This is a genomic window from Aliikangiella sp. G2MR2-5, assembly GCF_015687155.1.
In the GTDB taxonomy this organism is placed as follows: Bacteria; Pseudomonadota; Gammaproteobacteria; order Enterobacterales; family Kangiellaceae; genus Aliikangiella.
Map to the genome: position 1 here is coordinate 1,376,235 of NZ_JADPQF010000001.1, position 22,910 is coordinate 1,399,144.

Below are 22,910 nucleotides of genomic sequence, written 5' to 3' on the forward strand. Positions count from 1 at the left end.
AAAACTTTTATAAACCATCTAGTAACGACTAAATATTAACCAAGCTTGCTAACCGAATTAGTCAAACGGAGTCTATTTTGAAACGTCGCACCAAAATTGTCACTACATTAGGTCCTGCCACCGATAACGAAAACGCGCTGCGCGAGTTGTTTATAGCCGGGGCAAATGTGGTAAGAATGAACTTTTCACACGGCTCTGCGGATGACCACTTAAAAAGAACTGAGATGGTTCGACGAGTGGCGAAAGAAATTGGCCATAACGTCGCCATCCTGGGCGATCTACAGGGGCCTAAAATCAGGATAGCGCGCTTTAAAAACACCAAAGTCGAGGTAAAACAGGGCCAGCCGTTTGTGTTCGACGGTAAGCTGGAGAATGACGCTGGAAATGAAAAACAGGTAGGCATAGATTATAAGGAACTCCCGAACGACTGCAAAGTTGGGGATATTCTGCTACTTGACGATGGACGGCTCGAATTTGAAGTTACAGCGATTGATGGCAGCAAGGTGATTACTGAAGTTATCATTGGCGGACAGCTTTCTAATAATAAAGGAATTAACCTTAAGGGCGGTGGACTGTCAGCACCGGCGTTAACGAATAAAGATATGGAAGATATTAAGTTAGCAGCCCAAATGGGGGTCGACTATTTAGCGGTCTCCTTTCCAAGAACAGCAGAAGATATACGTTTCGCCGAAAAATTAGCGCGAGCCGCTGGCAGTAACGCAGGAATCGTTGCAAAAATAGAAAGAGCAGAAACAGTATCATGCGATGAAACTTTAGATGAAATAATCAAGGCATCATCGGCTGTAATGGTTGCTCGAGGCGATCTGGGCGTAGAAATCGGTGACGCTGAATTAATTGGCGTACAGAAAAAAATAATTCAAAGAGCCAGAGCTTTAGATAGAGCAGTAATAACTGCAACCCAAATGATGGAGTCAATGATAACCAACGCAATTCCTACTCGAGCCGAAGTATTTGACGTAGCTAATGCCGTACTTGACGGTACTGACGCAGTGATGCTCTCTGCTGAAACCGCAATGGGTGAACACCCGATAAGGGTTGTAGAAGCAATGTCGCGAGTCTGCATTGGCGCAGAACGCCAGAAGTCTACTCAAATTTCTGGCCACCGGGTCGAGCTTCAGTGGACTGAAATCGATGAAACAATTGCTATGGCTGCAATGTTTGCTGCAAACCACCTTTCCGATATTAAAGCCATCGTTTGCTTAACCGAATCAGGCTCTACCCCGCTTCTTATGTCTCGTATAAGGAGTGGTATGCCTATCTATGCACTCACTCGCTTAAAAGAAACCAAACGAAAAATGGCTCTATATAGAGGTGTTGAAGCAATCAGCTTCGACCCTACGGTGTTAGCTCGACATGATGTTAATCGTCTGGCGGTCGATGAATTAGTTAAACGTGATGTGGTTAAAGAAGGTGATTTAATACTGCTCACCAAAGGCGACCACATGGGGATTCTTGGGGGAACCAACGCTTTAAAAATACTCAAGGTCGGTAAAATAGTTTAGACCCTGCTCTATATTTCTATAGTAACTGCGATTAACTATCTCTTTGAGATATTTTTGAGCAAAGTCTAAGCATTTTTAGCTATTCACTCTTTTGTCTAAACCACTTATACTCAACCCTAAGTGGTTTAGCATTTATAGAAGAATAGAACAAAAAATGGCCAGTTATCTAATCATTTCCGCAATTGCCCCAAATACACCAGGCATAGCACATGAGGTGACCTCATTGGTGACTTATTGCGGCTGCAATATTATTGAAAGCAAAATGAAAGCGATGGGAAATACTTTTAGCCTGGTTTTGATGGCTGAAGGAGAGTGGAACGCGGTTGCAAAGCTCGAGCATATTCTCCCCCAAAAGGCTTCGGCTTTGGGAATGACCACAATGATGCAAAGAACCGATAAGGCAGAGTCCAAACAAGAACTCCCCTATCGAATTAAAATAATCGCATTAGACAATCCAGGAATCACCAAAGAAATCACTAATTTTTTTGCAAAATTGAACATTAATATTCAAGAGATGAGTTGCAATACCTATCCTGCTCAGCAGACAGGAGCAATGATTGGCGCTATAAAATTGACTATAGGGATAAACACCGATCAATCTGTATCCAAAATAAAAGACAAATTCAATGACTTCTGTGCAACAACAAATTTAGATGGGACTATGGATCCTATCGCACAATAATCTATACTTAAATTAAACGAGGGATATCATCACCAATGAAAATCGGCTCAAAACTGCCTAACCTGGTTGTCGAGGCAACCGGGGAACAAAAAATAAACTTATCTAAACTAAAAGGCAATAACGTTATTGTCTACTTTTACCCCAAAGACAGCACCCCTGGCTGCACTACGGAAGGTCAAAACTTCAGAGACCTGTATAAAGAGTTCGTTGACATGGACTGCTTAATTTTCGGAGTTTCCAGAGATTCAATTAAATCTCATGAGAGATTTAAAGAAAAACAGGAATTCCCGTTTGACCTTCTTTCAGATCCAGAAGAAAAACTGTGTAAAAAGTTTGATGTGATCAAGCTGAAAAAACTTTACGGAAAGGAGTATCTCGGAGTAGATAGAAGCACTTTTTTGTTCGATAAAACCGGCAAGCTGACAAATGAATGGAGGAAAGTACGCGTCAAAGGCCACGTAGACGAGGTTTTAGAGGCTGTAAGGCAATTGTAAGACCTCATATTCTTAACAAAGAGGCATAGGCGAATGCTGAATTAAAGTTTCAGGTTCGTCTTAAATTACCTCTTCCTTGAAAATAAGGAATACTCGATGCCAAGATTGAAGTTTTCTGGTTCTCGCCTATTTGTGTTAGACACAAACGTATTACTTCACGATCCAACTTCTATATTTCGATTCGCTGAACACAATGTCTACATACCGATGGTTGTTCTCGAAGAGCTCGACAATGGCAAAAAAGGTATGTCAGAAGTCGCACGCAATGCACGTCAGGTAAGTCGCTATTTTGATACCTTAATGGAGCAAGCAAGCGAAGAGGAAATAAGCAAAGGACTACCTTTAGGTAACTCTCCTTATTTACCCAAAGAAGATCGCACCGACGGTTTGCTTTTCTTTCAGACCAGCGACATTGAACCAACAAAAATGTTGTCTGGCCTGGCTTCCAGTAAAGTCGATAATACCATTGTTAGTATTGCCCATAGGCTACAGCAAGATAATAAGAACAAATTGGTCACACTGGTATCAAAAGATATCAACCTTCGAATAAAAGCAAAAATCCTGGGCGTTCATTCAGAAGATTACTTTAATGATCAAGTTTTAGATGATCTCGAAACACTGTTTACCGGCCAAAGCGAATTGCCTGCTGACTTTTGGGAGTCGCACGATAAAGAAATGAAGTCGTGGCAAGAAGAAGGACGTACTTTCTACAAACTTTCCGGACCTTTAGTAAAAAGCTGGGTAACTAACCAGTTTATCTATATGGATGATGGCTCCGGCTTTGTTGCTATTGTAAGAAAGATTGAAGAAGATTCTGCGACTATTGAACTTGCTAAAGACCACTCTTCTCCTGCTAATGATGTATGGGGAATCACTGCGAGGAATACTGAACAGAGTTTTGCGCTAAATTTGTTGATGGATCCAGAAATCGATTTTGTCACTCTACAAGGGCCTGCAGGTACAGGTAAGACGCTGTTAGCACTCGCAGCAGCGTTAGAACAAACCATAGAAACAAAGATATATAATGAAATTATCGTAACCCGAGTAACGGTACCCGTAGGGGAAGATATAGGTTTTCTACCAGGAACAGAGGAAGAAAAAATGAATCCCTGGATGGGGGCTTTTACCGATAACCTTGAAGTCCTCTCTCCTTCCCAATCTAATGATGAATGGGGTAAACAAGCAACCCAGGATATTCTGCAAAAATGGCTAAAAGTTCGCTCGCTGAATTTTATGCGAGGACGGACTTTTATCAATAAGTTCGTAATCATCGATGAAGCTCAGAACCTGACACCAAAACAGATGAAAACCTTGATTACACGTGCCGGACCTGGGACTAAGATGGTCTGTTTGGGCAACGTCGCTCAAATTGATACTCCCTACCTTACAGAAAGCAGTTCGGGCATTACCTATGTGGTAGACCGATTTAAAAACTGGCAGTATGGCGGCCATATAAAACTTCACAGAGGAGAACGCTCCAGACTAGCTGATTTTGCTTCAGATAATCTCTAAGTTAGCCTTCCAGCTCGAGGACCAGCATTAATCTATTCACTGGTCCTTTCATAATATCTCAAAATCTAATCAGGAAATGGAATAAAAATTCAACAACTTTTCGCTTGGATCTGTTCAATTTTTAACCTAGTCTAATAGTAAGCACAGGAAAATAATCTCGTTTTTATAATAAGATTATTTTTATTGCTGCAAAGGCAACTCTATCGGAGGCAATTATGAAAGCAAAGCTCTTCACGTTAGTTTTATCTCTTACTTTAACGGCTTGTGCCAGTAATAATACACCTGGTGATTATCGAATAGTCGTTGATAAAGAGAAAATGAAAAAGATCGAACAGGCTAGCATGTCTAGCCCTCACTCAATTAAAACGGTATGGGTAAATCCGCCTAGAAAAAAGGTAAAAATTGACTAAATATTCCAATCGTTAATGAGCTGACAGAAATTATTCAGTTAATTCATCTGTCAGCTTTTGCTCTTTCTTCGCTTCATCTAATGCCTCCATAACCGCTACAACAAGCGTAGCCAGCGGTATGGCAAAAAATACTCCCCAAAACCCCCAAATGCCACCAAAAAACAGAACTGCTGCAATTATGGCTACCGGGTGAAGATTATTGGCTTCTGAAAAAAGCAATGGAACTAAAATATTTCCATCTAAAGCTTGAATAACTAAATAGGTGACGAGTAAATAGACAAAGGTTTCGCTAGGTCCCCACTGAATAAGGGCTACCAAAGCGACAGGAATCGTTACTATAGTAGCTCCAATATATGGCACAAGAACAGAAAAACCGACCAACACTGCAAGTAATAAGGCGTAATTTAGCCCAAAAAATGCAAAAGCAATGTAACTAGCGACTCCTACGATAATTATTTCCATCACCTTACCACGAGCATATGCGCCGATTTGACCATCGACCTCCTGCCATACGCGCGTTGAAAGTTGCCTTTCGTCAGGTAGCCAGCGAAGAAACCAGTTTAATATCTTTTCCTTGTCCTTCAGTAAGAAAAAAACTAATAAGGGCACCAGGATCATATAAATCATAACCGATACGATATTTTTAAAGCTGGCCAGGGAAAAGGAGACAATATTCCCCAGGCTTCCTTTAAACTGTTCTAGTAAAATTTCGAGCTGAAATGTTGTTTCTATCTTTTCCTTGCTTACCAACTGAGGATATTTTTCAGGCAATTTTAATAACATAGACTTCATTTGTTCAGCCATAGATGGCAAATCAGAAAAAAGCGTTTCTATTTGTTTACCAATCAGTGGAAATATTCCAATCAATACAGTAAGGCTCAAGGTCACAAACCCCAAGAATACAATAACCACAGCCCCACCTCTTGGCACTTTATAGCTCTGTAAAGCGGTAACGGCCCACTCAAGCAAATATGCAATTACTATTGCAACCAAAAGAGGCATAATTATCGGACCAACAAGCCATATCCCGGTAAACAATATTAAAAGCAATACAGCTAAAATGATGGCCTGAGGGTTAGAAAAATTTCTTTTAAACCAACGAACGAACAACTTTGTCATAGGACTATAGTTCCTTTTTATTGCTCTACCTTAGTGATTAGATATAAGTAGACCCCATCTCTCAACTCATGAGTCATATGATGAGGGGTCAGCTTAATATAAGCTTCAAAATCCCTCAAAGAGCCAGGATCGCTGGCTTTTACTAAGAGTGTTTCGTTAGCCGAAAGCTTATGTAACGCCTGCTTCATCTTTAGCAGTGGCATAGGGCACGAAAGTCCTGAGGCATCCAATAATTGGTCGTAATTTGCCATGCTGTTTTCTAGCTTTGTCATTAGTGATAGACTTATTTTATCTGAAAGCTTTATGGAACTAATAATACTGAATGTGTTCTCATAAGCAAATACGTTTAATTCGAAATCTTATTGTTTTCTTTAACTATTTTACCCCAATATCAATTAACTGTGGATTAGTACTATTTTGAAAAAACTGCTTACACTAGCCTTGAGCGCGAGTTTCCTGTTTATGTCTGTAGTTGCAGCTGAGCTTCCAGACATCGGCAGTAGTTCTTCTCGTATTTTAAGTATTAGCGAAGAACAAGCTGTTGGCGACGATTATATGCGACAAATTAGAGCAATTGCGCCAATAATCAATGATGCAGAGATCAATGACTACATTCAACACCTTGGCTTCAAACTGGTCGAGCACAACACATCTGCTCAAGACAGAAAGTTTTCCTTTTTTGTAATTTTGGATGAATCAATCAACGCTTTTGCTTTGCCAGGAGGCTATATCGGAATTCATACTGGTTTAATTACCCGTTCAGAAAATGAAAGTGAACTAGCATCTGTCATCGCGCATGAAGTGGCCCACGTTACCCAGAGGCATCTGGCTCGAAGGCTTGAATTACAAAACCAGTTAACCCTCCCTTCTCTTGCCGCATTTGCTGCTGCAATTTTGATTGCGAGTCAAAGTAAAAGTACCGAAGCGGGAGTCGGAGCACTTACCGGAGCACAAGGATTAGCTCAGCAAGCGATGATCAACCACACCCGCTCAAATGAGGCTGAGGCAGATAGAATTGGTATCGCTACCCTATATGAGGCGGGCTTTGACCCGAACGGCGCAATAAGCTTTTTTGAAAAAATGCAAGAGAATTCGCGATACTATTCAAACGCCTTTGAGTTTTTACGAACTCACCCTCTTTCTCGTTCTCGTATAACGGATGCAAGATTAAGAGCCAGAGAATATCCAAGGCGTTATCGTAACAACAGAGTTATATATCAACTAATGAAGGAGAAAGTTGCAGCACTCACTGCGAAAATCAATCCTGTAACTATTGATTCAATGACTAAGAAATTTGCCAGCGAAAAAGATAAATCAGATGCTGAAAAATACGGCTATGCAATTTTCATGATAAGAGCCAAAAAGTTTGAAGTTGCTGAAAAATTGCTAGCAGGTTTACGCTTTAAAGATCCACAGCAACCCTCTTATACAATAGCACTTGCTCAACTGGATATCGAACGAAAAACACCAGAAAAATCAATAAAAAAGATAGAGCAACTGTTAATTCAATCTCCAGGAAATCAAGCGCTAGTAGAAACTCTGGCAGAGCTATATTTGGCTGCGGAACAATTTTCTAAAGCCCGAGAGCTACTGCTCGCCAATATCCACATGACCGAGTACGCCCCATATTTATTAAAACTTTTGTCCGAAGCTCAAGACGGTTCAGGACATCCATCCGAGGTGTTTGAAACTGAGGGAAACTACCTTCTTGCAATGGGAGATCTTGTCGGTGCAAGGATTCAGTTTGAGCAAGCCCTAAATGTTCATACCGATGACCCATATGCAAGGGCCAGAATAAACTCTCACTTGACCAAAATTAAAGAATTTATCAGACAAAGAAGTTTACGGCATTAGGCTTTGCCTAAATTATCAAGTCCAAAGTATTCGGACGGCTTAAATAACATCGTTATAACTGAGCTCTTTGTAATACCTTAATGAGCAGTTTTTAAAGTCATCATTAGAATATCCGATAGATGAGGTACGACAGCGCTTTAAATTATCGGAGATCTACAGTGGATATTATGCCAGGCCACTCTAATTTTTCTCGTCAATCGTTTGGCCCACAAAAACCATCATTAACCAAAACTCACAAGCCCTTCCCTGACAGACAACAACAGATCAGAGAAAACAACAAGGTTGATATAGAAAAAGAAGGGCTTGACATAAGCGATAATTTGATAAGAGAAAAGCAGAAGAACCTTGCCTATCAACTGCTAAGAGCGATTGAAAGAATTGCAAGAAAAGGACTAAAAACGGAAGAGAGCATTACAGCATCAGCCATTAAAGAGCACAGAAAAAGCGATTTATTCATGCACTCTGTGGAAATCGACTTAACTATTGAAAGCTATGCAGCTTCATTCTACAAATCTTCTCATACGAGCAGCACCTCGGTGCAAACCTTTTCAGTTTTTGAACTCAATTTTTCGTTAAGCTATGAACTAGATTTTGTAAAACTTACCAACAAAGACGTTGAAGTTACTGCTTTTAATGAAGTGTTCACTATTGATCTGGAGATTTCAGTTGTAAACACCACACTCATGTCTGAAGAAGAACAAATGGTTGATCCACTAATATTAAGCATTAACAATTCAGAATCAGTGTTTAAAAGCGATCATGATATTGTATTTGATCTTGACGGTGATGGTATTGCAGACAAGTTTGATGCGTTAGCTAATGGTAATTATTTCCTTGCTCTGGACTTAAATGAAAACGGGGTAATTGACAGTGGGAAGGAGCTTTTTGGCGACCAAAATGGCGCGTCAGACGGATTTCATGAACTTTCAAAATATGATGCAGACGGCAATATGAAAATTGATCAAAATGACCCTGTCTATGAGAGATTGACTCTTACATCACTTGAAGCGACAGAAGCGATCTCTTTACAGAAGCTATCCAGCTTTGGAATAACTGAATTGCTTTTAAATAGCATTGAGGAAAGTCAGAGCTATTATGGAAAAAACTTGCTTCAGTCCACATCAAGTTATAATACAGTGGATGGTGACAGAGGCATTATTGGCGATTTTTTGATTAGAGCGACAAAAATTCTGTAGAGTTATACATCATTAAACAGTGTGTATTGACGATTTACTATTTCATCAAACTCCAAATTAACAAATGGAAGAATAGCATCTGCGATAGGTTTTATCTGTTTATCGATATAATGTTGATAGTCGATAGGTGAGCTTACATAAGCTATGTCTTCGGGTCCATTAATCGTAATATAATAATGGATACTTCCTAAATTTGTATAAAGAGGCTTTTTACCCTCTTTTCCTCTTAAAACCTCAGTTTTTAAAGCGGCTTTAACATGAGGTGGAACGCTCAATTTATATTCCTCTAATTGCTTCCGCAATCTTTTTTGATAAACCAGTTTTTCATCGACTTGTCCACTATAAATTGCATTCACGGTTTCTTCGACAACCTCAACAGGACTTTTACCCTCAAATATTGTCCAGTAAAGTTGAAATTGAAATTCTCTTGCAATCTGCGTCCAATCAGTCCTGACATTTTCCAGTCCCTTGAAAATAAGAGTATTTTCTCGGCCGTTTCGAGTTAGCCCCGCATACCGCTTCTTACTTCCTTTTTCAGCACCACGAATAGTGGGCATAAAAAACTTACTAAAGAGGGTTTCGAATTCGATTTCAAGAAAAGATACTATCTGATACTCCTTTTCCAGTTTTGCTTTCCAGAAAGCATCAATGTTCATTTTTAAACGCTCGCCAATCTCAATGCAGTTCTCTCTAGCTAAACCACTATCAAGCAATACAAAGATTGAATCCGTATCGCCATAAAGTACTTCGTATCCGGCTTTTTCCAGCCATTGTGCAGTCCACTTCATAATCCAATGTCCGCGCATTGTAATAGAACTAGCCAGTTTAGGATCGTAAAATGGACACCCACCAGAACCAAGTACCCCATAAAAAGAATTCATTAATATCTTTATTGCTTGTGACTTGGCGCTATCCTTCGCTTTTTTTGCCTTCTCTCTTTGTTCCCATAACTCCGCAATTATCTGGGGTAGAATATTCTCATCTCGATCAAATTTTGCTCCTTTAAATCCCTCTATTGCGTTAGTTTCATTAACCGTACCTTCAACGAGACCGTATGGATCTATCTTGAAGGTTTTGATTATAGAGGGATACAGGCTTTTGAAATCCAGTACAATTACATTCTCATAGAGCCCGGGCTTTGAATCCATAACATATCCGCCCGGACTGACCAATCCACCACTTTGAGGAAGATTTGGAGACACGTAACCATTTCTATGAAGTTTAGGTAAATATAAATTATTGAATGACTCAACTGAACCGCCTGCTCGATCAAGAACCAACCCGGTTAACTTACTTCTGAAAATCAAGAAATCCAAAACATTGGTTTTTTCGAAAATTCGCCATACTAGCTCACAATCTTTAAGATTATATGTGGCAAGCTCCACTTTATTCTCTTTAAAATTTCTCATGATTTTTTCTAATCTTTCATTTACATTATCAATCGATTTACCTTCACCTAAAAAATATTGAGCAACATTCTCGAGAGAATAGTTAGGAAACAAGTAGCTTTCTGCCTTCAATGCTGAAATCCCGTCAACAACAACTCGCCCAGGAATATCAATATATCCTTGTCCCTTGTTCGTTTTACTATCAACCCATGTCGCACTGCCTCCATTCCTGCCCAACTTTAAATCGAGACCTAGACTCAGAGCCCTAAAATGTAGGACTCTGAAATCAAAATTAATCACATTCCATCCAACAATAACATCCGGATCGATAACCGAAACTATTTCAACAAAACGTTTTAATAGTACCTTCTCATCTGCAACCCACTCGACAAAATCGGGAATAATGGTGTAACAACTTGCTTGCGCAGCGCTTGCTATCATCAATACTTTTTCAAAGCTCACATTATCTGAGTTGCAATAGAAGCCGATACTAAACAATTCTTCATCTTCACTACATTCTATATCAATAGAAAGTTTCTTGAGTTCAGGTGTATAGTCTGCCCGTTTGACTCGCGGATTCAAACAATAAAAATAGCCCTTTCTTTTCTCAATACATCCTTGCAAGTTTAAAGAGCCGTAAATAAATCGTTCCATCAAAAACCGGTCTTCCATTCTTATATGCGATTCATAGGTAGTCACACTAATGTTTTCCGCTATTGTCCTTGCATTATAAAAATCTTTATATGAATAGAAATAAACAACTGTCACCGGTTCTTGTTTGAAGGTTTTAAGCGTTGGTTCTTTATGGAGAAAAGGTATCCCTTCCTGCTTAAGCTCGTCCACAAGAAACCTATATTGCACTGACTCCACCATAAACATAGGCTTTTCTGTTTCGATAACAATCTGAAGCGGACCATCAGCTGTACTTAACCAATATCTGATAGCCGCTCTTTTGTTTAGGTCAAAGCTCCTCTTGCTTAAGATAAAACCTGACTTCAATTCAAATTCTGACATAAATAAAAAATGAAAGAGCACGAAAGCTCTATATATTGGGGAATACTATTGAGGTAGACCGGTATATTATATTATCCACGCGTGTTTATCTATAAACAGGGCGAAACACTGGCAAAAAATGAGTTAAAGACCATACTAGCCTTGCTAGCTACTCACTCTTTTTTTAAGTAAGTTGTACTTTAAAAAATACAATTTTTTAATACTATCATCATGTGATTTGTCGATTGCTTTCTTAAAATTTCTAAGTGCGCCTTTCACATTGCCAAGCTGATACTGAGCTTTTGCTATACCAGCATAAGGCTCATGCAAATAATCAGCTAGCTTTAATGCTTTTCGATAAAAACCTAACGCACTAGAGTAATCTTTATGAGCAAATGCGCTATCCCCCAAATTTACCCATTTGTACGGGTTCTTATTTTGTTGATAAGCAATTTTTCTCTGTATCTCAAGCGCTTCGCTATGACGGCCTTGACTTTCTAGGAAAAGATGATAATTAAATAGCAGTTCAAACTGCTCGTCTTTTCTTCCGTACTCAAGCGCGTAAAGATATAACTCTTCAGCCTTCTCGCTATGACCTTTGCGTTCATGAATTATTGCCATCATATTGATAGCCTGATTGTCATTTTTTATTAGCTCTAACGCCTTGCGTAAATATTGAAAAGCCACCTCATAATCAGCTTTCGTCATAGCTTCAGCAGCCTTATTTCTATAAAACATGGCGTAAAATTCTTTTGTCGAAACTTTACGCAGGGTCTCCGTACCTTGTGCAGGATAATAGTCGACTCTAATAAACCCACGCCATAGAGGCGCTTGGCCATAAAAATCTCCCGGTTCAGGTTCAAACAGTAGCGTCTGGACATGCTGCGAACTAAGTACAAACTCCCCTTCTCTCTGATATATCGGAGGAGTTTCCACTAGCTCATACTGAACTTCAACTCCAACAAGTGTTGCAAGTGAATGAGTTACTATAGCCAAACTCAAACAATTACCAAGCTTTTGCGAGATAGCTTCATTTGCGGTTAGAGTATCTGAATAGAAATTAAATCCTTTCATTTTTTCTGTCAAATATTGATAGATCCTTTTATTGGGGTACAAATTTCGATTTTTAGGACGATTATAATATTTAAAAAAGTCTTCTTGCTGTGCTTTTGTTAATCGAAATACATCATCTATTTCAACAACGACATTACTACTATCAATGAAAAGCTGGGAGCTGATTGGGGGTGAAGGAATATCATTCAGGTTAAAAGGTTTTACCTGATGAGAAAAGTTTGCACAAGCACTAATCAACAATGCTAGAATCAGAACAATACATCGCATAACAACATTAGTTTAAGCCTTATTTGGTTTGATTTCCAATCAATAACGGTATAAAAAGATTGAATTTAATAATTAATGAAACAGTCTCAATTGTTATTTTCAGAAGTTCAACTCGTTCCCATAGAAAAATGCATCATAAATTATTTTTCAAATTAGTTTGCTGAAACCATAGCTGCGAACTAAATTGAAACATAAGAAAAGACTTTGAGAATAATGCTGCTAGTTCCCGATAGCTGCAACAGACAACCAGGCTGCAGGAAATATTTCAATGAAAACAGACAAAGCAGAAATAAATCATCTTGCAAAATACCTTCAAGAAATAGGTCATTCGCTGGATAATTTTCTCAAATTCAAACACCCCGACGCCCTTACTGACAGTCAAAACTGGCAACACAAAATTGAACAACCTCTACCATTAGACGGAATCGGCATAGATAAGCTTGTGCAAGAGCTCAATCAACTAGTCATCCCAAATGGTTCTCCCGTTCCGAACCCAAATTTTAGCGCTTTCATAACAACCGGAGCGACCACAAGCTCAGTGCTGGCTACCACGGCAGCCTCCGTCGCTTCACCTCAACGTTATTTAAAAACCGCCTTTAATTTTATTGAAGAACTAAGTTTGCTTTGGCTAGCTGAGCTTTGTGGTGTGGCAAATCTGAGAGGCGTCTATTCCAGTGGGGGCTCAGTGGCAAACTTGATTGCGCTTGGCGGAGCGAGACAAAGTGCTTATGAAAAGCTGGGCTATGATCCAGCCGCTGACGGTTTAACGAGTCCAGGTATTATTTATGCGAGTGAAGAATGTCACCACACGATTCAACGTTCGGCCGGAGTGCTTGGTTTGGGACGGAAAAACGTTCAGATAATTCCTTGCGATAAACTGGGAAGGATGGATGTGAGAGCCTTGTCCCAGGCGATTAAGTCGAACGCTACTCTGAATAGATGTCAGGTCGCAGTTGTGGCAAATGCAGGGACCACAAACAGAGGAATGATCGATCCTGTTTACGAGATAGCCTGTATCGCTAGAGAACACGAAATCTGGTTCCATGTTGATGGTGCATATGGACTTCCAGGCATTCTTGATGATCGTTTAAAGGAAAAATACAAAGGCCTTGAACATGCAGACTCTGTCATCGTAGACCCGCACAAGTGGCTAGGCGCTGCCGTAGGTGTCGCAGCAACATTCGTTAAAGACAGAGAATTGTTACAGCGAGCCTTTACTCAAGAACCGGCCGATTATTTGGAGGGCTCTGCACTTGCCCAGCAAGATAATCACTCATCAGACAAGGAACCCGCTCATTCAATGGATGACTTTGGTATTCCCTACTTCGACTATGGTGTTGAGCTAAGCGCTCCCTGTCGCGGAATTGCTGTCTGGGCAATTCTGAAAGAAATAGGCCTTTATGGATTAAAGCAGAGAATCATTCGACACAACGAGATGGCCCGACTGCTCGAAAAACTAGCTAGCGCTCATCCTAACCTGGAAGTACTCAGTCCTGCCGAGCTTTCAATTTGCTGCTTCAGATACGTTGATGCTTCAATTAAAGATTTAAATCAGTTTACTCAAGTCTTACACAGGCGACTCATTAGAGAAAATCAATTTTTACCAAGCACAACTAAAGTGAATGGTGAGCTTGCAATACGCCCCTGTTATATTGGAGCAAGGGCGGAGTTGGAACAAGTTGAGGGCCTGGTCAATGCTGTAATCAGAATAGGCAAAGAAATGACACACAGCCAATAAATCATTAAAGTGTACTTCAACTAACTGAATAACAGTTTATTGACTAAGTGAGTTTAGTTTCTCGTAAATTTCCTGAATTTCGAGCTCCAGCATTTCGACTCTTTCTTCTAGTTGAGTAATTCTGTCGCCAGCAATGCTATCCCCACTTATCGTATCGCTACTTTTGACGCCGGAATTTTCTGAAGCTTGTTCGGCCATTTTCTCGCTTTTGATCTCCCCCATGTTTTCCAGATCTTGAAAGCAATGCTGATATCTGATCTCTCTTTTTCCTGGCTCTCTGGGCAAGGCAACAACATACCCTTTGGAAACCGAAGCCATTTCACGCAATAAAGACTCCACTTCGACGACATTATCAAACTCACATAGACGATTAGTTCGAGCCCTCAACTCTCCCGGCGTTTGTGGCCCACGAAGTAACATTACACAGATAATGCCGCGCTCCTGTGCTGTCAGCTGCAAATCGCCGAATTCAGTATTACAGAACCGATGATTATACTTGGCAACGCGACTTGAAATACCTGCCTGAGTCATAACGAGATGCCTTTGTTTTAACTGATCGAGACAGTCCTGAACCTCCCCTTCTGACAAACTCATTACAGGCTCTCTATTTGTCTTTTGATTGCACGCATTTGTCAGGGCGTTTAAAGAAAGCGGATACTGATCCGGTGTTGTAATCGATTTTTCAATCAGGCAACCAATAATTCTTTGTTCAACTGGATTTAGCAAAATTTTCATTTCTTCGTATTTGTTCCTTAAGTTAGATTAACATTTACTTTTAATAGCCGAGGAAGCATTACTAGTCTCTCACGTAAAGAAAATAGTAAACCAAACCAACAAATAAACTTCCGCCGACAATATTTCCCAGTGTTACTGGAACCAGGTTCGCAAGCAAACCGCTAAAATTAAGCGAACTTGACTGTACCAGTATGGCATCACTGGAAATTGACTGGGTAATAACCGGATCGTTGATTGCAATGATTGAGGCTGGAATAAAATACATGTTAGCAACTGAATGTTCAAAGCCAAGTGCAACAAAGGCCGTAATAGGAAATAATATAGCAAGAATTTTATCGGTTACCGTGTGTCCAGCAAAACAAAGCCAGACAGCAAGACACACCAGGAGATTGCAAAGTACACCCCGACTGAAAGCTTCTAAGAAACTCAACTCTACCTTGCCCGCTCCCAGCAGTATAACCTTCTCTGCGAGCATACCATTACCGGTTTGCCAAAGACCACTCACATATACAAGCGCGACAATGATTAACGCTCCCAGAAAATTGCCAACAAACACCACAAGCCAGTTTGTCAGAAGCTGTCCTGGACTGATTTTGCCATCAATACAAGCAATTACCAGAAGATTATTACCGGTAAATAGCTCGGCCCCGGCCACGACCACCAGAACCAGACCAAGGCAAAAACTAAGTCCCCCTATCAGCTTTAACAGACCCAGAGGAACTCCTTGAGAGTCATGAATAACTGAAGTATAGAGCGCTGCACCGAGAGCTATAAACGCCCCTGCAAGTATTCCAAGAACGAATACCTTGAATGGGCTAGTTGTTGTCTTGCTGATACAAACCTTTTCCACTCGGGCGGCAATTTCTTTCGGCGTATAGGCATCTATCGAGAAATTATCCATGTCATCTCCTGTTATTCGGTTTATTGGAAGCTCTTGCCTGTGTCGATAATCCTGCAGAACATTTATCTTCTCTCTTTATAAAACATAATAAAAGCGCAATACAATTTACAAGATCATTTTTATCAGATATGGTGGTCTGACCTGAGTAAACATTAAAACTTGAACAAGTATAATTATATGAAAAATAAAGGCTTTGCTCTCAAACTCGTTCCACCGGAATTGGACTCCGACGAAATATCTCTTTCTCAGAGGTTGCAGTTGATTGAAAAAGATATTCCATCACTTAAACGCGGCGAAGTGCTGGTAAAGATTCTGGCGGCTCCAATAAATCCTTCCGATCTTGTGTATTTAATGGGCAAATATGGTGTTCCACCAATTGATGGTGCATACGCTGGCTTTGAAGCTTGTGGGGAAGTCATTGATGCCAATGCTGGGTTGTATGGTAAATGGTTAAAAGGCAAAAGAGTGGCCCTGTTTGCAACTCCTGGCAACGATGGTGTTTGGGCCAGGTATGCGATTACTAGAACCGCGTTTGTTATTCCGGTAAAGTCCACATTAAGCGATGAACAGGCAGCCACCCTGGTAGTTAATCCCTGTACATCGGTCTGCCTTGTTGATAGAGCAATGGCTTTAGGCTCAAAGGCCGTAGTAATAAATGCCGGTGCGAGTCAGGTCGGAAAAGGCGTTATACGTTATGCCAGGTTAAATAATATAAAAACAATCGCTACAGTAAGAAACCCAAAGAATATTGAACCGCTAAAATCACTGGGTGCAGACAAAGTTCTGTTGACCACAAATGAAGAGTATAAACAGGAGTTAAAGGAAGCTTGCACAACCTTGGATGCCAGGGTATTTCTGGATGCCGTTGCTGACATTGATACGCCGACAGTATTAGGCTGCATGCCCGCAGGGTCAACAGCCATAGTCTACGGAAGGTTAACAGATACACATGATCCTATCGGCGGACAATTCAGCGTTTCGGACCTGATATTTCGCGACATCAAGCTTGAGGGTTTCTGGCTCGCAACCCACATAAAACGCTCTTCCCTGTTCTCGACGCTGGTGTTGACCCGAAAGGTCCAGCAGCTTTTCGCTCAGGGTATTTTTAGTACTGATATTTTTGGATGTTACGGGTTTAGTGATTTTCTCGATGGACTTGAACATTACGCCGAGAACAAAAGCGATGGTAAAGTATTGCTCACTCCACCTGCAAAAGATTGATAACGATCACTATCTCGTGTTTCACTCCAGATATAATACCCTTAATATTGCTGGCGGCGATTTTACCGAGTATCTCTCGAGAAAAGAGACTAGTTTTAGCGGCAATAGGCCAATTTGCAACAGCTGATACAAGACTAAACGTAACTATGACCAAAACAAACTCCAATTTTTTACACCTGCTCGAAGCTGCAAAAGCACAATCAAAACCACAAAGGCTTTTGTTTTTACTCGCGAAGAGCGAAAGAGATAACAAGGCTAAGAAATCAAAAGCTCGAGGAACAATTTCTCCAGTAGCCTGTGTCGATAAGCTGCCCGAGGAATTAACTAACCTCATGGATTTTATTAAAGAGGCAGATCAGATCACCACTGACTGGGACATGGTTTTTATCGCAGGAATGTCAGGGGAAAACGAGATTGCCCCCTCCACAGAAGATGCGGCTCCACTATTAGAAAAAATGGCCAGTGATTTGCTTTCTGCAGCGGACTTGTCGCGATACCTAATACTCACTCGCGATGATGAGATGGTTGAGCTGATGGCTGAATAGTATCGTCTGTTAAGTTTTACGCACAGCTTTATTCGCCTCGCAGAGCTTAAATAGAAACTACCAGTTTTATATTGATAACACTTATAAAGTGCAGTTCAGCTAATGCTGTTCTTTGATATATCTGGATTTAACTATCTGTATTGATTATATTTGAGCCCATAGTGTAAATCCAAACACTATAGGCTCAAATAATTAAAGAGTAAAGACAACTGAATTATCCTCAAAAATAAAGACCGACAACAATCAAGCATTGGTCATTACCATGCAATCAGGCTTTACCTTTTCTCCTGCCAGGCTCCATCCTTTCGATATTTAAATTTAGCGGAAGTAAAATCAAAATCGTCATCACCTTGCCCTGCTCCAAACGACTAGTCAATTTCACCTTTCATAAATAGATTAACGCTAACATAACTTGAAGTTGAACCGAGCAATTTCAAATAGTTAGTTGACACTTAGCTTTCTCTATAAAGCATATACGAAATTCAAAAAAAGTAGGCGAAATAACAGATATAGTTTCCCTACTGGATGTCCACTTCCTATTCAAAGAATTTGGACTGTTAAACATGTTTTTCAACTTTCCACGGTGGGTTCAAACGATTTTCTCCAGCCCAATAGAGTTTAATCTTATTGCCAGAAGGATCTCTGATAATCGCTTCTTTCCACAAATACCTCTGCTCTGTTGGTTGTTGTTCAAAAATAATGCCTTTATCTGCAAGATTTTGGCACAGCGCTTCAAGACTTTCGTGTTCAAAATAAATCACAGAATGGTTTTCAAATTCGTGGTCTACTAGTGATAGTGACAGTGTTGAGTTACCCTCCGGAGAAGAAAGCCTGGCATAGTGTGGTGTGTCCACTATCAGGGTAAGTCCCAGACAAAGATAAAACTCAACGGCTTTGTCCATATCTTTGACTGGCAAAGTTATCTGATTGAGGTTCATCTAAACTCCAGTTGTTATAAGCATTGTACTGCCACCAAAAATAGCCTCGAAAAATATGAGCGTTGCGTTAGCTACATAGTGACGATTTATCCTGTTGAGTTTGATCGTCATGTTAGCATCAGGTTTTATTGCCCAAGCTAAACAAAACAGTCAAATTGATTATAAAGGAATAAGAGACTTTATGTTTTACATGTTATCCCTCTCCTTGCCCCCTAGCTCCTAAATAGCTGTACTGTCTAACCGTAAAAGCGAAATATAACATCAAAATTATTATCTTACAGAAGCGAACAAGATTCTCAAGCGTTAGTATTTGAGTCGAAATGCACACAATTGCGAGACACTAGTAACGATAGGCAAAAAAAATCAATGAATTAAGAGATATCCCTATCTCTCTCAATATCAGAATGAGCAGCCGGCAAGCCAGTTGCTCTCATTTTTTCTGGTTACCAGCCCTTTTAACTAAAGTTGCTCCTGAATAGTCGACAGTTTTTCTTTTAAAACCTCACTATCCTGCATTTTATCGAGTTCAATTGTATCAGTCTTCGAAATGTTCCTAAAACGGCTGAGCATTTCGTCAAACTCCCTCAATTCAACTTTCAACTGCTTAAATAGTCCAATATCAATTACATCGATATCCTTTAATGCTTCCTTCGCAATACTCAGCATTTGAGGAAGAGTGTCCAAAATAGTATCTTCCATTGTTTCATTTTCCAACTTTCTGTTAAGCTCTACCCTTTCATGTAGCCAGGATTTTAGTTTCTTAACCTCGAAAGGTGACAGGCACGCCGCTACATGGGGAGGGATACTCTCTTGCTCCTGATCAAAGGAAACGATTAACACGTCATTCATACCGCCATCGCTCAGATCTCTAACTCTCCTGATACATTCAATCTGATTTCCATTACTGACAAATTTCATCTCTTACCTCCAGTATTTATCGGTAAAATACCTCGCATATTTTGAATTTCGACTATTTGGACAATAGAACAGGAACCTTCGCAATATTAAGTAGTTCCTTAGTTTGACTATGAAAAAACAATTCCCTTAGTTGCGAGTATCCATAAGCGCCTAGTACCAACAAGTCGCTATTGTTCTTGTTGATAACTTTATTAATATCTTCACTTTCTTTAATTGCTGCCCCGTTTTTTTTGTTAAGCAATCGAGCATCTATTTTGTGCAGTTTCAAATAACGCATCAACTCTTCATTTAGCTCGTCTCTGCTTGTAAAATTTGCATGTCTTTTTTGCATATTGACGACCGAAACCCTTTTCGCTTTTTCAAGAATTGGCATAGAATCAGATATGGCACGGGCAGATTCCGGAGTTCCGTTCCACGCAATTAAAGGCTTTTCAAATTGACACACACTATTGCTATCACCTGGCAGAACCAAAATGGGACATCCTGCTTTTGTAGCCAGAGTATTACTTGGAGAGCTAATTTGACCAACACCAAAATCAGATTCCAGTTCCGAGTTAACGATCAAAAGATCATAGCAATGACTTTTTTCTGCTAGCAGGTGTTTGGTGTCTCCTGTATAGGTAAGAAATTCGATTTCAAAATGGTATAATCTCTCCGTCTGCCCTACCATATGGGAAACATTATTTAAGCTTTCAACAGCCACATCATCGTTTTTCTTAAGCTCTTCAGTGATAGCAGGTGCAATCATGCCCGGCGGATTTGCCAGAGCACTGACCAACGACTGTTCTCCTAGAGTTTTTATATAAACCGCCGATACAACTGCATTAAAATGTTTTGCCATTCCAATTGCTGTTTCCAACTTGACACGACTACTTTCGCTATCTTCAACGTGGACTAAGATTCTTTTTATGGACATGTTTTTCGCCTTTTATAAAGTTAATACATCAGCTCAATTCAATTTCATTGAAGGAAATTCAACTTTCCCTTTGGAGCTAAGTCATTCGTAGAACTGCAAAAGGTATACCAGTCCAATAATCTTTAAAATTCATCACTTTTCGAAATAGTATTTGATAATTGCGGCTCAAAACAACCGCACCTGTTCATATGAGCCACTCTATTCAGTGGTCTTAAGAAGTTATGTGAAACTTTTTTATTCGATAGCGTAATGTTTGACGCGTTGTTTTTAATAACCGAGCCGCTTCAGCTACATTAAACTGGGTTCTATCGAGAGCAGCTTCAATAATAATTTTCTCCATATCATCTAAAGCCAGTGAGCCATCTAGAGGAATTATTAAAGCATCTTCATCAAATGCACTTTTCTCTCTATCGATATTCGCAGCCATCTCTTGCTTTAGTTGAAGCCATTCAACCGGTAAAACATCTGACTGTGATAAAAGAACACAACGCTCCAATACATTACGGAGTTCTCTGACATTACCCGGCCAATCATACTCGAGCAATAGTTCCCAGGTTTCATCAGAAATATAATTAACATTTTTCTTGGCTTTGGAATTATACTCTGCGATAAAGTGAGGCACCAAGTCTAGCAGGTCTTCTTTTCTCTCTCTAAGTGCAGGTAATTCAACATGAAAAACACTGAGCCTGTGGTATAAATCATCTCTGAAATCGCCTTGAATAACGGCCTGTTGCAAGTCGAGTCCAGTTGCAGCAATAATTTGTACATCTATGTTAATTTCTTTTTCGCTACCGAGTCTGCGAATTTTTTGTTCCTCGATTGCCTTGAGTAATTTGGATTGTAATTCAAGATCCATATCGCCAATCTCATCCAGAAACAAGGTTCCGCCGTCAGCTTGCTCGAACAAACCTTTATGTCGAGATTTTGCCCCGGTAAAAGCCCCGGCTTCATGACCAAAAAGTTGAGATTCGAGAAGTTCTCTAGGCAATGCAGCGCAATTTAGCTCAATAAATGGTCCGTTTTTTCGCTGTCCCGAGTAGTGCACTATTCCTGCAGCAAGACCTTTACCGGTACCTGTTTCCCCGGTTATCACCATGCTCGTTAATGGAACACTTTTTAATTGTTCGAGTAGTCCCTTAACTTTTTTCACAGGTTCACTCTTTCCTAGAAACGCTTTAATTGAGTAACGCGAACTATCTGCTTCAGAATAACTATTGAGCCGTTGTCGTAGTAATGATGCTCTCAACGCGCGCTTAACAAGTTTTTGTATTCTTTTCAGGTCAAGCGGTTGATTGACAAAGTCGAAAGCTACTTCTTCAATTTCAGTTGAATATTCCTTTTCTTGTGTGGCTGTCACAATAATCCACTCAACAAAAGGAATATCGGCATGTAACTCCTTTAAATAGTCAAGGAAGACTTCCTCAGAATCCTCCAGTTTAGCAATGATCACTTGAGGCTCTGCTCCATCTTTTACTACCTCCCTGGCAGACAGAAAATTTTCCGTAGAAAGCAGCTGCCATTCTTTTACAGGAAAAACACTCTGAATTCCCGATAAGGTATCTTTATCTTGTCCTATTATTAACAACCGTTTTTTAGCCACGACTATAACAGCATCCTTTTCTTTTTAATTTGTAGGACATTCTACTTGAACGAAAGTAAAACTCAAAAGGCTCGCTTTCTAACCAGCATCAAACCGCAGAATCGAAGCAAAGTTGAAATACAGGCACAGTCGGTTGATTTGACATGTCTGCGGTTCAAACCAACCGAACTCTGTATAGTTTAATTCAAATTTTCCTGATATTAGAAATTAATAAAGCTGGCATCTATCCTGCTTGATACAAAATACTGGCGAATCAGATCGTCATTTAGTGCAGTTGTTCTATTTTGCCACTAACTAGAAGTAACAATAACAACTGTAATTATAAACTTAACCCACACAACACAGGAGGAACAATGAATACGCCAATAAAGGCAGTTCTGAATACTCACACCAATGAATCAAGAATGGACAATGGTGTCATCCGAAGCGACCGCAAGTTACTTTCGGTCAAACTCTCAGAAGTGCTGGCAGATAGTTATATGTTGAATCTGAAGACTCAGGTTGTTCACTGGAATATTTCGGGGCCATTATTTTATGCAGTCCATCAAATCACAGAACAACAATATAAGGATATGAACAGCGCTATAGATAACATTGCTGAAAGAATTCGTGCAATTGGCTTTGTTACGCCAATTAACTTTGATGAACTACGCCATTACGCGTCAATCCGGGATTTTAAAAAGAACCTGGGTGCAGTGGATATGGTACGCGAACTGGCTAGAGATAACGAGTACTGTGCCAAAATCCTGAGAAGTGCAGTGGAAGAAGCTGAAATGGTTAAAGATGTAGAAAGCGCTGGGCTTCTTAGTGATAGAATCGGTCAGCATGAAAAGAATGCCTGGATGCTGAATGCACTGGTTTCTTAAGCTCTGAGGGCCAATCAAAG

Annotated in this window: 21 protein-coding genes; 11 read left to right on the plus strand and 10 right to left on the minus strand. The window is 40.1% G+C overall.

Going from position 1 to position 22,910, the window contains the following annotated elements; genetic code table 11:
• Positions 1 to 77 precede the first annotated feature (77 nt).
• The 5 genes from pyk (at position 78) to IYN84_RS05650 (ending at position 4,621) form a co-directional block, all read left to right on the plus strand.
• On the plus strand, positions 78 to 1,523 hold the full coding sequence (gene pyk / locus IYN84_RS05630) for a pyruvate kinase (protein ID WP_196138176.1): 1,446 nt from the start codon (positions 78 to 80) through the stop codon (positions 1,521 to 1,523).
• Positions 1,524 to 1,677: 154 nt separating this feature from the next.
• Positions 1,678 to 2,205, plus strand: a complete 528-nt coding sequence (locus IYN84_RS05635) for a glycine cleavage system protein R (RefSeq protein WP_196138177.1) — start codon at positions 1,678 to 1,680, stop codon at positions 2,203 to 2,205.
• A gap of 35 nt (positions 2,206 to 2,240) precedes the next feature.
• Positions 2,241 to 2,699 carry a peroxiredoxin gene (locus IYN84_RS05640; RefSeq protein ID WP_196138178.1) on the plus strand — a complete coding sequence of 153 codons (459 nt, stop codon included), beginning with the start codon at positions 2,241 to 2,243 and terminating at the stop codon, positions 2,697 to 2,699.
• Positions 2,700 to 2,795: 96 nt separating this feature from the next.
• Positions 2,796 to 4,211 carry a PhoH family protein gene (locus IYN84_RS05645; RefSeq protein WP_196138179.1) on the plus strand — a complete coding sequence of 472 codons (1,416 nt, stop codon included), beginning with the start codon at positions 2,796 to 2,798 and terminating at the stop codon, positions 4,209 to 4,211.
• 215 nt (positions 4,212 to 4,426) lie between these two features.
• Positions 4,427 to 4,621: a hypothetical protein gene (locus IYN84_RS05650; protein WP_196138180.1), complete on the plus strand. Its 195-nt coding sequence runs from the start codon at positions 4,427 to 4,429 to the stop codon at positions 4,619 to 4,621.
• A gap of 30 nt (positions 4,622 to 4,651) precedes the next feature.
• On the opposite strand, the gene IYN84_RS05655 is transcribed toward IYN84_RS05650, so the two are convergent.
• Both IYN84_RS05655 and IYN84_RS05660 read right to left on the minus strand, forming a co-directional pair.
• On the minus strand, positions 4,652 to 5,740 hold the full coding sequence (locus IYN84_RS05655) for an AI-2E family transporter (RefSeq protein ID WP_196138181.1): 1,089 nt from the start codon (positions 5,738 to 5,740) through the stop codon (positions 4,652 to 4,654).
• A gap of 17 nt (positions 5,741 to 5,757) precedes the next feature.
• Positions 5,758 to 5,991 carry a sulfurtransferase TusA family protein gene (locus IYN84_RS05660; RefSeq protein WP_196138182.1) on the minus strand — a complete coding sequence of 78 codons (234 nt, stop codon included), beginning with the start codon at positions 5,989 to 5,991 and terminating at the stop codon, positions 5,758 to 5,760.
• A gap of 211 nt (positions 5,992 to 6,202) precedes the next feature.
• Here IYN84_RS05660 and IYN84_RS05665 point away from each other — a divergent pair, with 211 nt between their 5' ends.
• On the plus strand, positions 6,203 to 7,594 hold the full coding sequence (locus tag IYN84_RS05665; protein ID WP_210330301.1) for a M48 family metallopeptidase: 1,392 nt from the start codon (positions 6,203 to 6,205) through the stop codon (positions 7,592 to 7,594).
• A gap of 158 nt (positions 7,595 to 7,752) precedes the next feature.
• Positions 7,753 to 8,790: a hypothetical protein gene (locus IYN84_RS05670; protein ID WP_196138184.1), complete on the plus strand. Its 1,038-nt coding sequence runs from the start codon at positions 7,753 to 7,755 to the stop codon at positions 8,788 to 8,790.
• Between the two features lie 2 nt (positions 8,791 to 8,792).
• Here the strand turns inward: IYN84_RS05670 and IYN84_RS05675 are convergent, their stop codons facing one another.
• Complete coding sequence (locus IYN84_RS05675) at positions 8,793 to 11,192, minus strand: DNA polymerase II (protein WP_196138185.1); 2,400 nt, start codon at positions 11,190 to 11,192, stop codon at positions 8,793 to 8,795.
• Between the two features lie 144 nt (positions 11,193 to 11,336).
• Entirely contained in the window at positions 11,337 to 12,512 is a 1,176-nt protein-coding gene (locus tag IYN84_RS05680; protein WP_196138186.1) for a tetratricopeptide repeat protein, read from the minus strand.
• Positions 12,513 to 12,780: 268 nt separating this feature from the next.
• On the opposite strand from IYN84_RS05680, the gene IYN84_RS05685 reads away from it, so the two are divergent.
• A complete protein-coding gene (locus IYN84_RS05685; protein ID WP_196138187.1) occupies positions 12,781 to 14,250 on the plus strand; it encodes an aminotransferase class V-fold PLP-dependent enzyme in 1,470 nt (489 codons plus the stop codon).
• 36 nt (positions 14,251 to 14,286) lie between these two features.
• Here the strand turns inward: IYN84_RS05685 and IYN84_RS05690 are convergent, their stop codons facing one another.
• Together IYN84_RS05690 and IYN84_RS05695 are read right to left on the minus strand one after the other, a co-directional pair.
• Positions 14,287 to 14,985: a YceH family protein gene (locus IYN84_RS05690; RefSeq protein WP_196138188.1), complete on the minus strand. Its 699-nt coding sequence runs from the start codon at positions 14,983 to 14,985 to the stop codon at positions 14,287 to 14,289.
• Positions 14,986 to 15,046: 61 nt separating this feature from the next.
• On the minus strand, positions 15,047 to 15,886 hold the full coding sequence (locus tag IYN84_RS05695) for a formate/nitrite transporter family protein (RefSeq protein ID WP_196138189.1): 840 nt from the start codon (positions 15,884 to 15,886) through the stop codon (positions 15,047 to 15,049).
• A gap of 177 nt (positions 15,887 to 16,063) precedes the next feature.
• Between IYN84_RS05695 and IYN84_RS05700 the strand changes: the two genes are divergently transcribed.
• Positions 16,064 to 17,107, plus strand: a complete 1,044-nt coding sequence (locus IYN84_RS05700; protein WP_196138190.1) for a zinc-binding dehydrogenase — start codon at positions 16,064 to 16,066, stop codon at positions 17,105 to 17,107.
• Positions 17,108 to 17,253: 146 nt separating this feature from the next.
• Positions 17,254 to 17,652: a ribonucleotide reductase subunit alpha gene (locus IYN84_RS05705; protein WP_196138191.1), complete on the plus strand. Its 399-nt coding sequence runs from the start codon at positions 17,254 to 17,256 to the stop codon at positions 17,650 to 17,652.
• A gap of 557 nt (positions 17,653 to 18,209) precedes the next feature.
• On the opposite strand, the gene IYN84_RS05710 is transcribed toward IYN84_RS05705, so the two are convergent.
• From IYN84_RS05710 to IYN84_RS05725, 4 genes are all read right to left on the minus strand, one after another.
• On the minus strand, positions 18,210 to 18,590 hold the full coding sequence (locus tag IYN84_RS05710; protein WP_196138192.1) for a VOC family protein: 381 nt from the start codon (positions 18,588 to 18,590) through the stop codon (positions 18,210 to 18,212).
• A 459-nt stretch (positions 18,591 to 19,049) separates the two neighbouring features.
• Entirely contained in the window at positions 19,050 to 19,508 is a 459-nt protein-coding gene (locus IYN84_RS05715; RefSeq protein ID WP_196138193.1) for a hypothetical protein, read from the minus strand.
• 52 nt (positions 19,509 to 19,560) lie between these two features.
• Entirely contained in the window at positions 19,561 to 20,424 is an 864-nt protein-coding gene (locus tag IYN84_RS05720) for a universal stress protein (RefSeq protein WP_196138194.1), read from the minus strand.
• 211 nt (positions 20,425 to 20,635) lie between these two features.
• A complete protein-coding gene (locus IYN84_RS05725; protein WP_196138195.1) occupies positions 20,636 to 22,024 on the minus strand; it encodes a sigma-54 dependent transcriptional regulator in 1,389 nt (462 codons plus the stop codon).
• 353 nt (positions 22,025 to 22,377) lie between these two features.
• Here IYN84_RS05725 and IYN84_RS05730 point away from each other — a divergent pair, with 353 nt between their 5' ends.
• The gene (locus IYN84_RS05730) at positions 22,378 to 22,890 is read left to right on the plus strand and encodes a Dps family protein (RefSeq protein WP_210330302.1); all 513 of its coding nucleotides are present in this window, start codon (positions 22,378 to 22,380) and stop codon (positions 22,888 to 22,890) included.
• Positions 22,891 to 22,910 lie beyond the last annotated feature (20 nt).

Coding starts and splice junctions, on each gene's coding strand:
- IYN84_RS05690 (WP_196138188.1), bottom strand. CDS start 14,985: ATGAAAATTTTGCTAAATCCAGTTGAACAAAGAATTATTGGTTGCCTG.
- IYN84_RS05730 (WP_210330302.1), top strand. CDS start 22,378: ATGAATACGCCAATAAAGGCAGTTCTGAATACTCACACCAATGAATCA.
- IYN84_RS05720 (WP_196138194.1), bottom strand. CDS start 20,424: ATGTCCATAAAAAGAATCTTAGTCCACGTTGAAGATAGCGAAAGTAGT.
- IYN84_RS05665 (WP_210330301.1), top strand. CDS start 6,203: ATGTCTGTAGTTGCAGCTGAGCTTCCAGACATCGGCAGTAGTTCTTCT.
- IYN84_RS05645 (WP_196138179.1), top strand. CDS start 2,796: ATGCCAAGATTGAAGTTTTCTGGTTCTCGCCTATTTGTGTTAGACACA.
- IYN84_RS05710 (WP_196138192.1), bottom strand. CDS start 18,590: ATGAACCTCAATCAGATAACTTTGCCAGTCAAAGATATGGACAAAGCC.
- IYN84_RS05680 (WP_196138186.1), bottom strand. CDS start 12,512: ATGCGATGTATTGTTCTGATTCTAGCATTGTTGATTAGTGCTTGTGCA.
- IYN84_RS05640 (WP_196138178.1), top strand. CDS start 2,241: ATGAAAATCGGCTCAAAACTGCCTAACCTGGTTGTCGAGGCAACCGGG.
- IYN84_RS05635 (WP_196138177.1), top strand. CDS start 1,678: ATGGCCAGTTATCTAATCATTTCCGCAATTGCCCCAAATACACCAGGC.
- IYN84_RS05705 (WP_196138191.1), top strand. CDS start 17,254: ATGACCAAAACAAACTCCAATTTTTTACACCTGCTCGAAGCTGCAAAA.
- IYN84_RS05685 (WP_196138187.1), top strand. CDS start 12,781: ATGAAAACAGACAAAGCAGAAATAAATCATCTTGCAAAATACCTTCAA.
- IYN84_RS05700 (WP_196138190.1), top strand. CDS start 16,064: ATGAAAAATAAAGGCTTTGCTCTCAAACTCGTTCCACCGGAATTGGAC.
- IYN84_RS05675 (WP_196138185.1), bottom strand. CDS start 11,192: ATGTCAGAATTTGAATTGAAGTCAGGTTTTATCTTAAGCAAGAGGAGC.
- IYN84_RS05715 (WP_196138193.1), bottom strand. CDS start 19,508: ATGAAATTTGTCAGTAATGGAAATCAGATTGAATGTATCAGGAGAGTT.
- IYN84_RS05695 (WP_196138189.1), bottom strand. CDS start 15,886: ATGGATAATTTCTCGATAGATGCCTATACGCCGAAAGAAATTGCCGCC.
- IYN84_RS05650 (WP_196138180.1), top strand. CDS start 4,427: ATGAAAGCAAAGCTCTTCACGTTAGTTTTATCTCTTACTTTAACGGCT.
- IYN84_RS05660 (WP_196138182.1), bottom strand. CDS start 5,991: ATGGCAAATTACGACCAATTATTGGATGCCTCAGGACTTTCGTGCCCT.
- IYN84_RS05655 (WP_196138181.1), bottom strand. CDS start 5,740: ATGACAAAGTTGTTCGTTCGTTGGTTTAAAAGAAATTTTTCTAACCCT.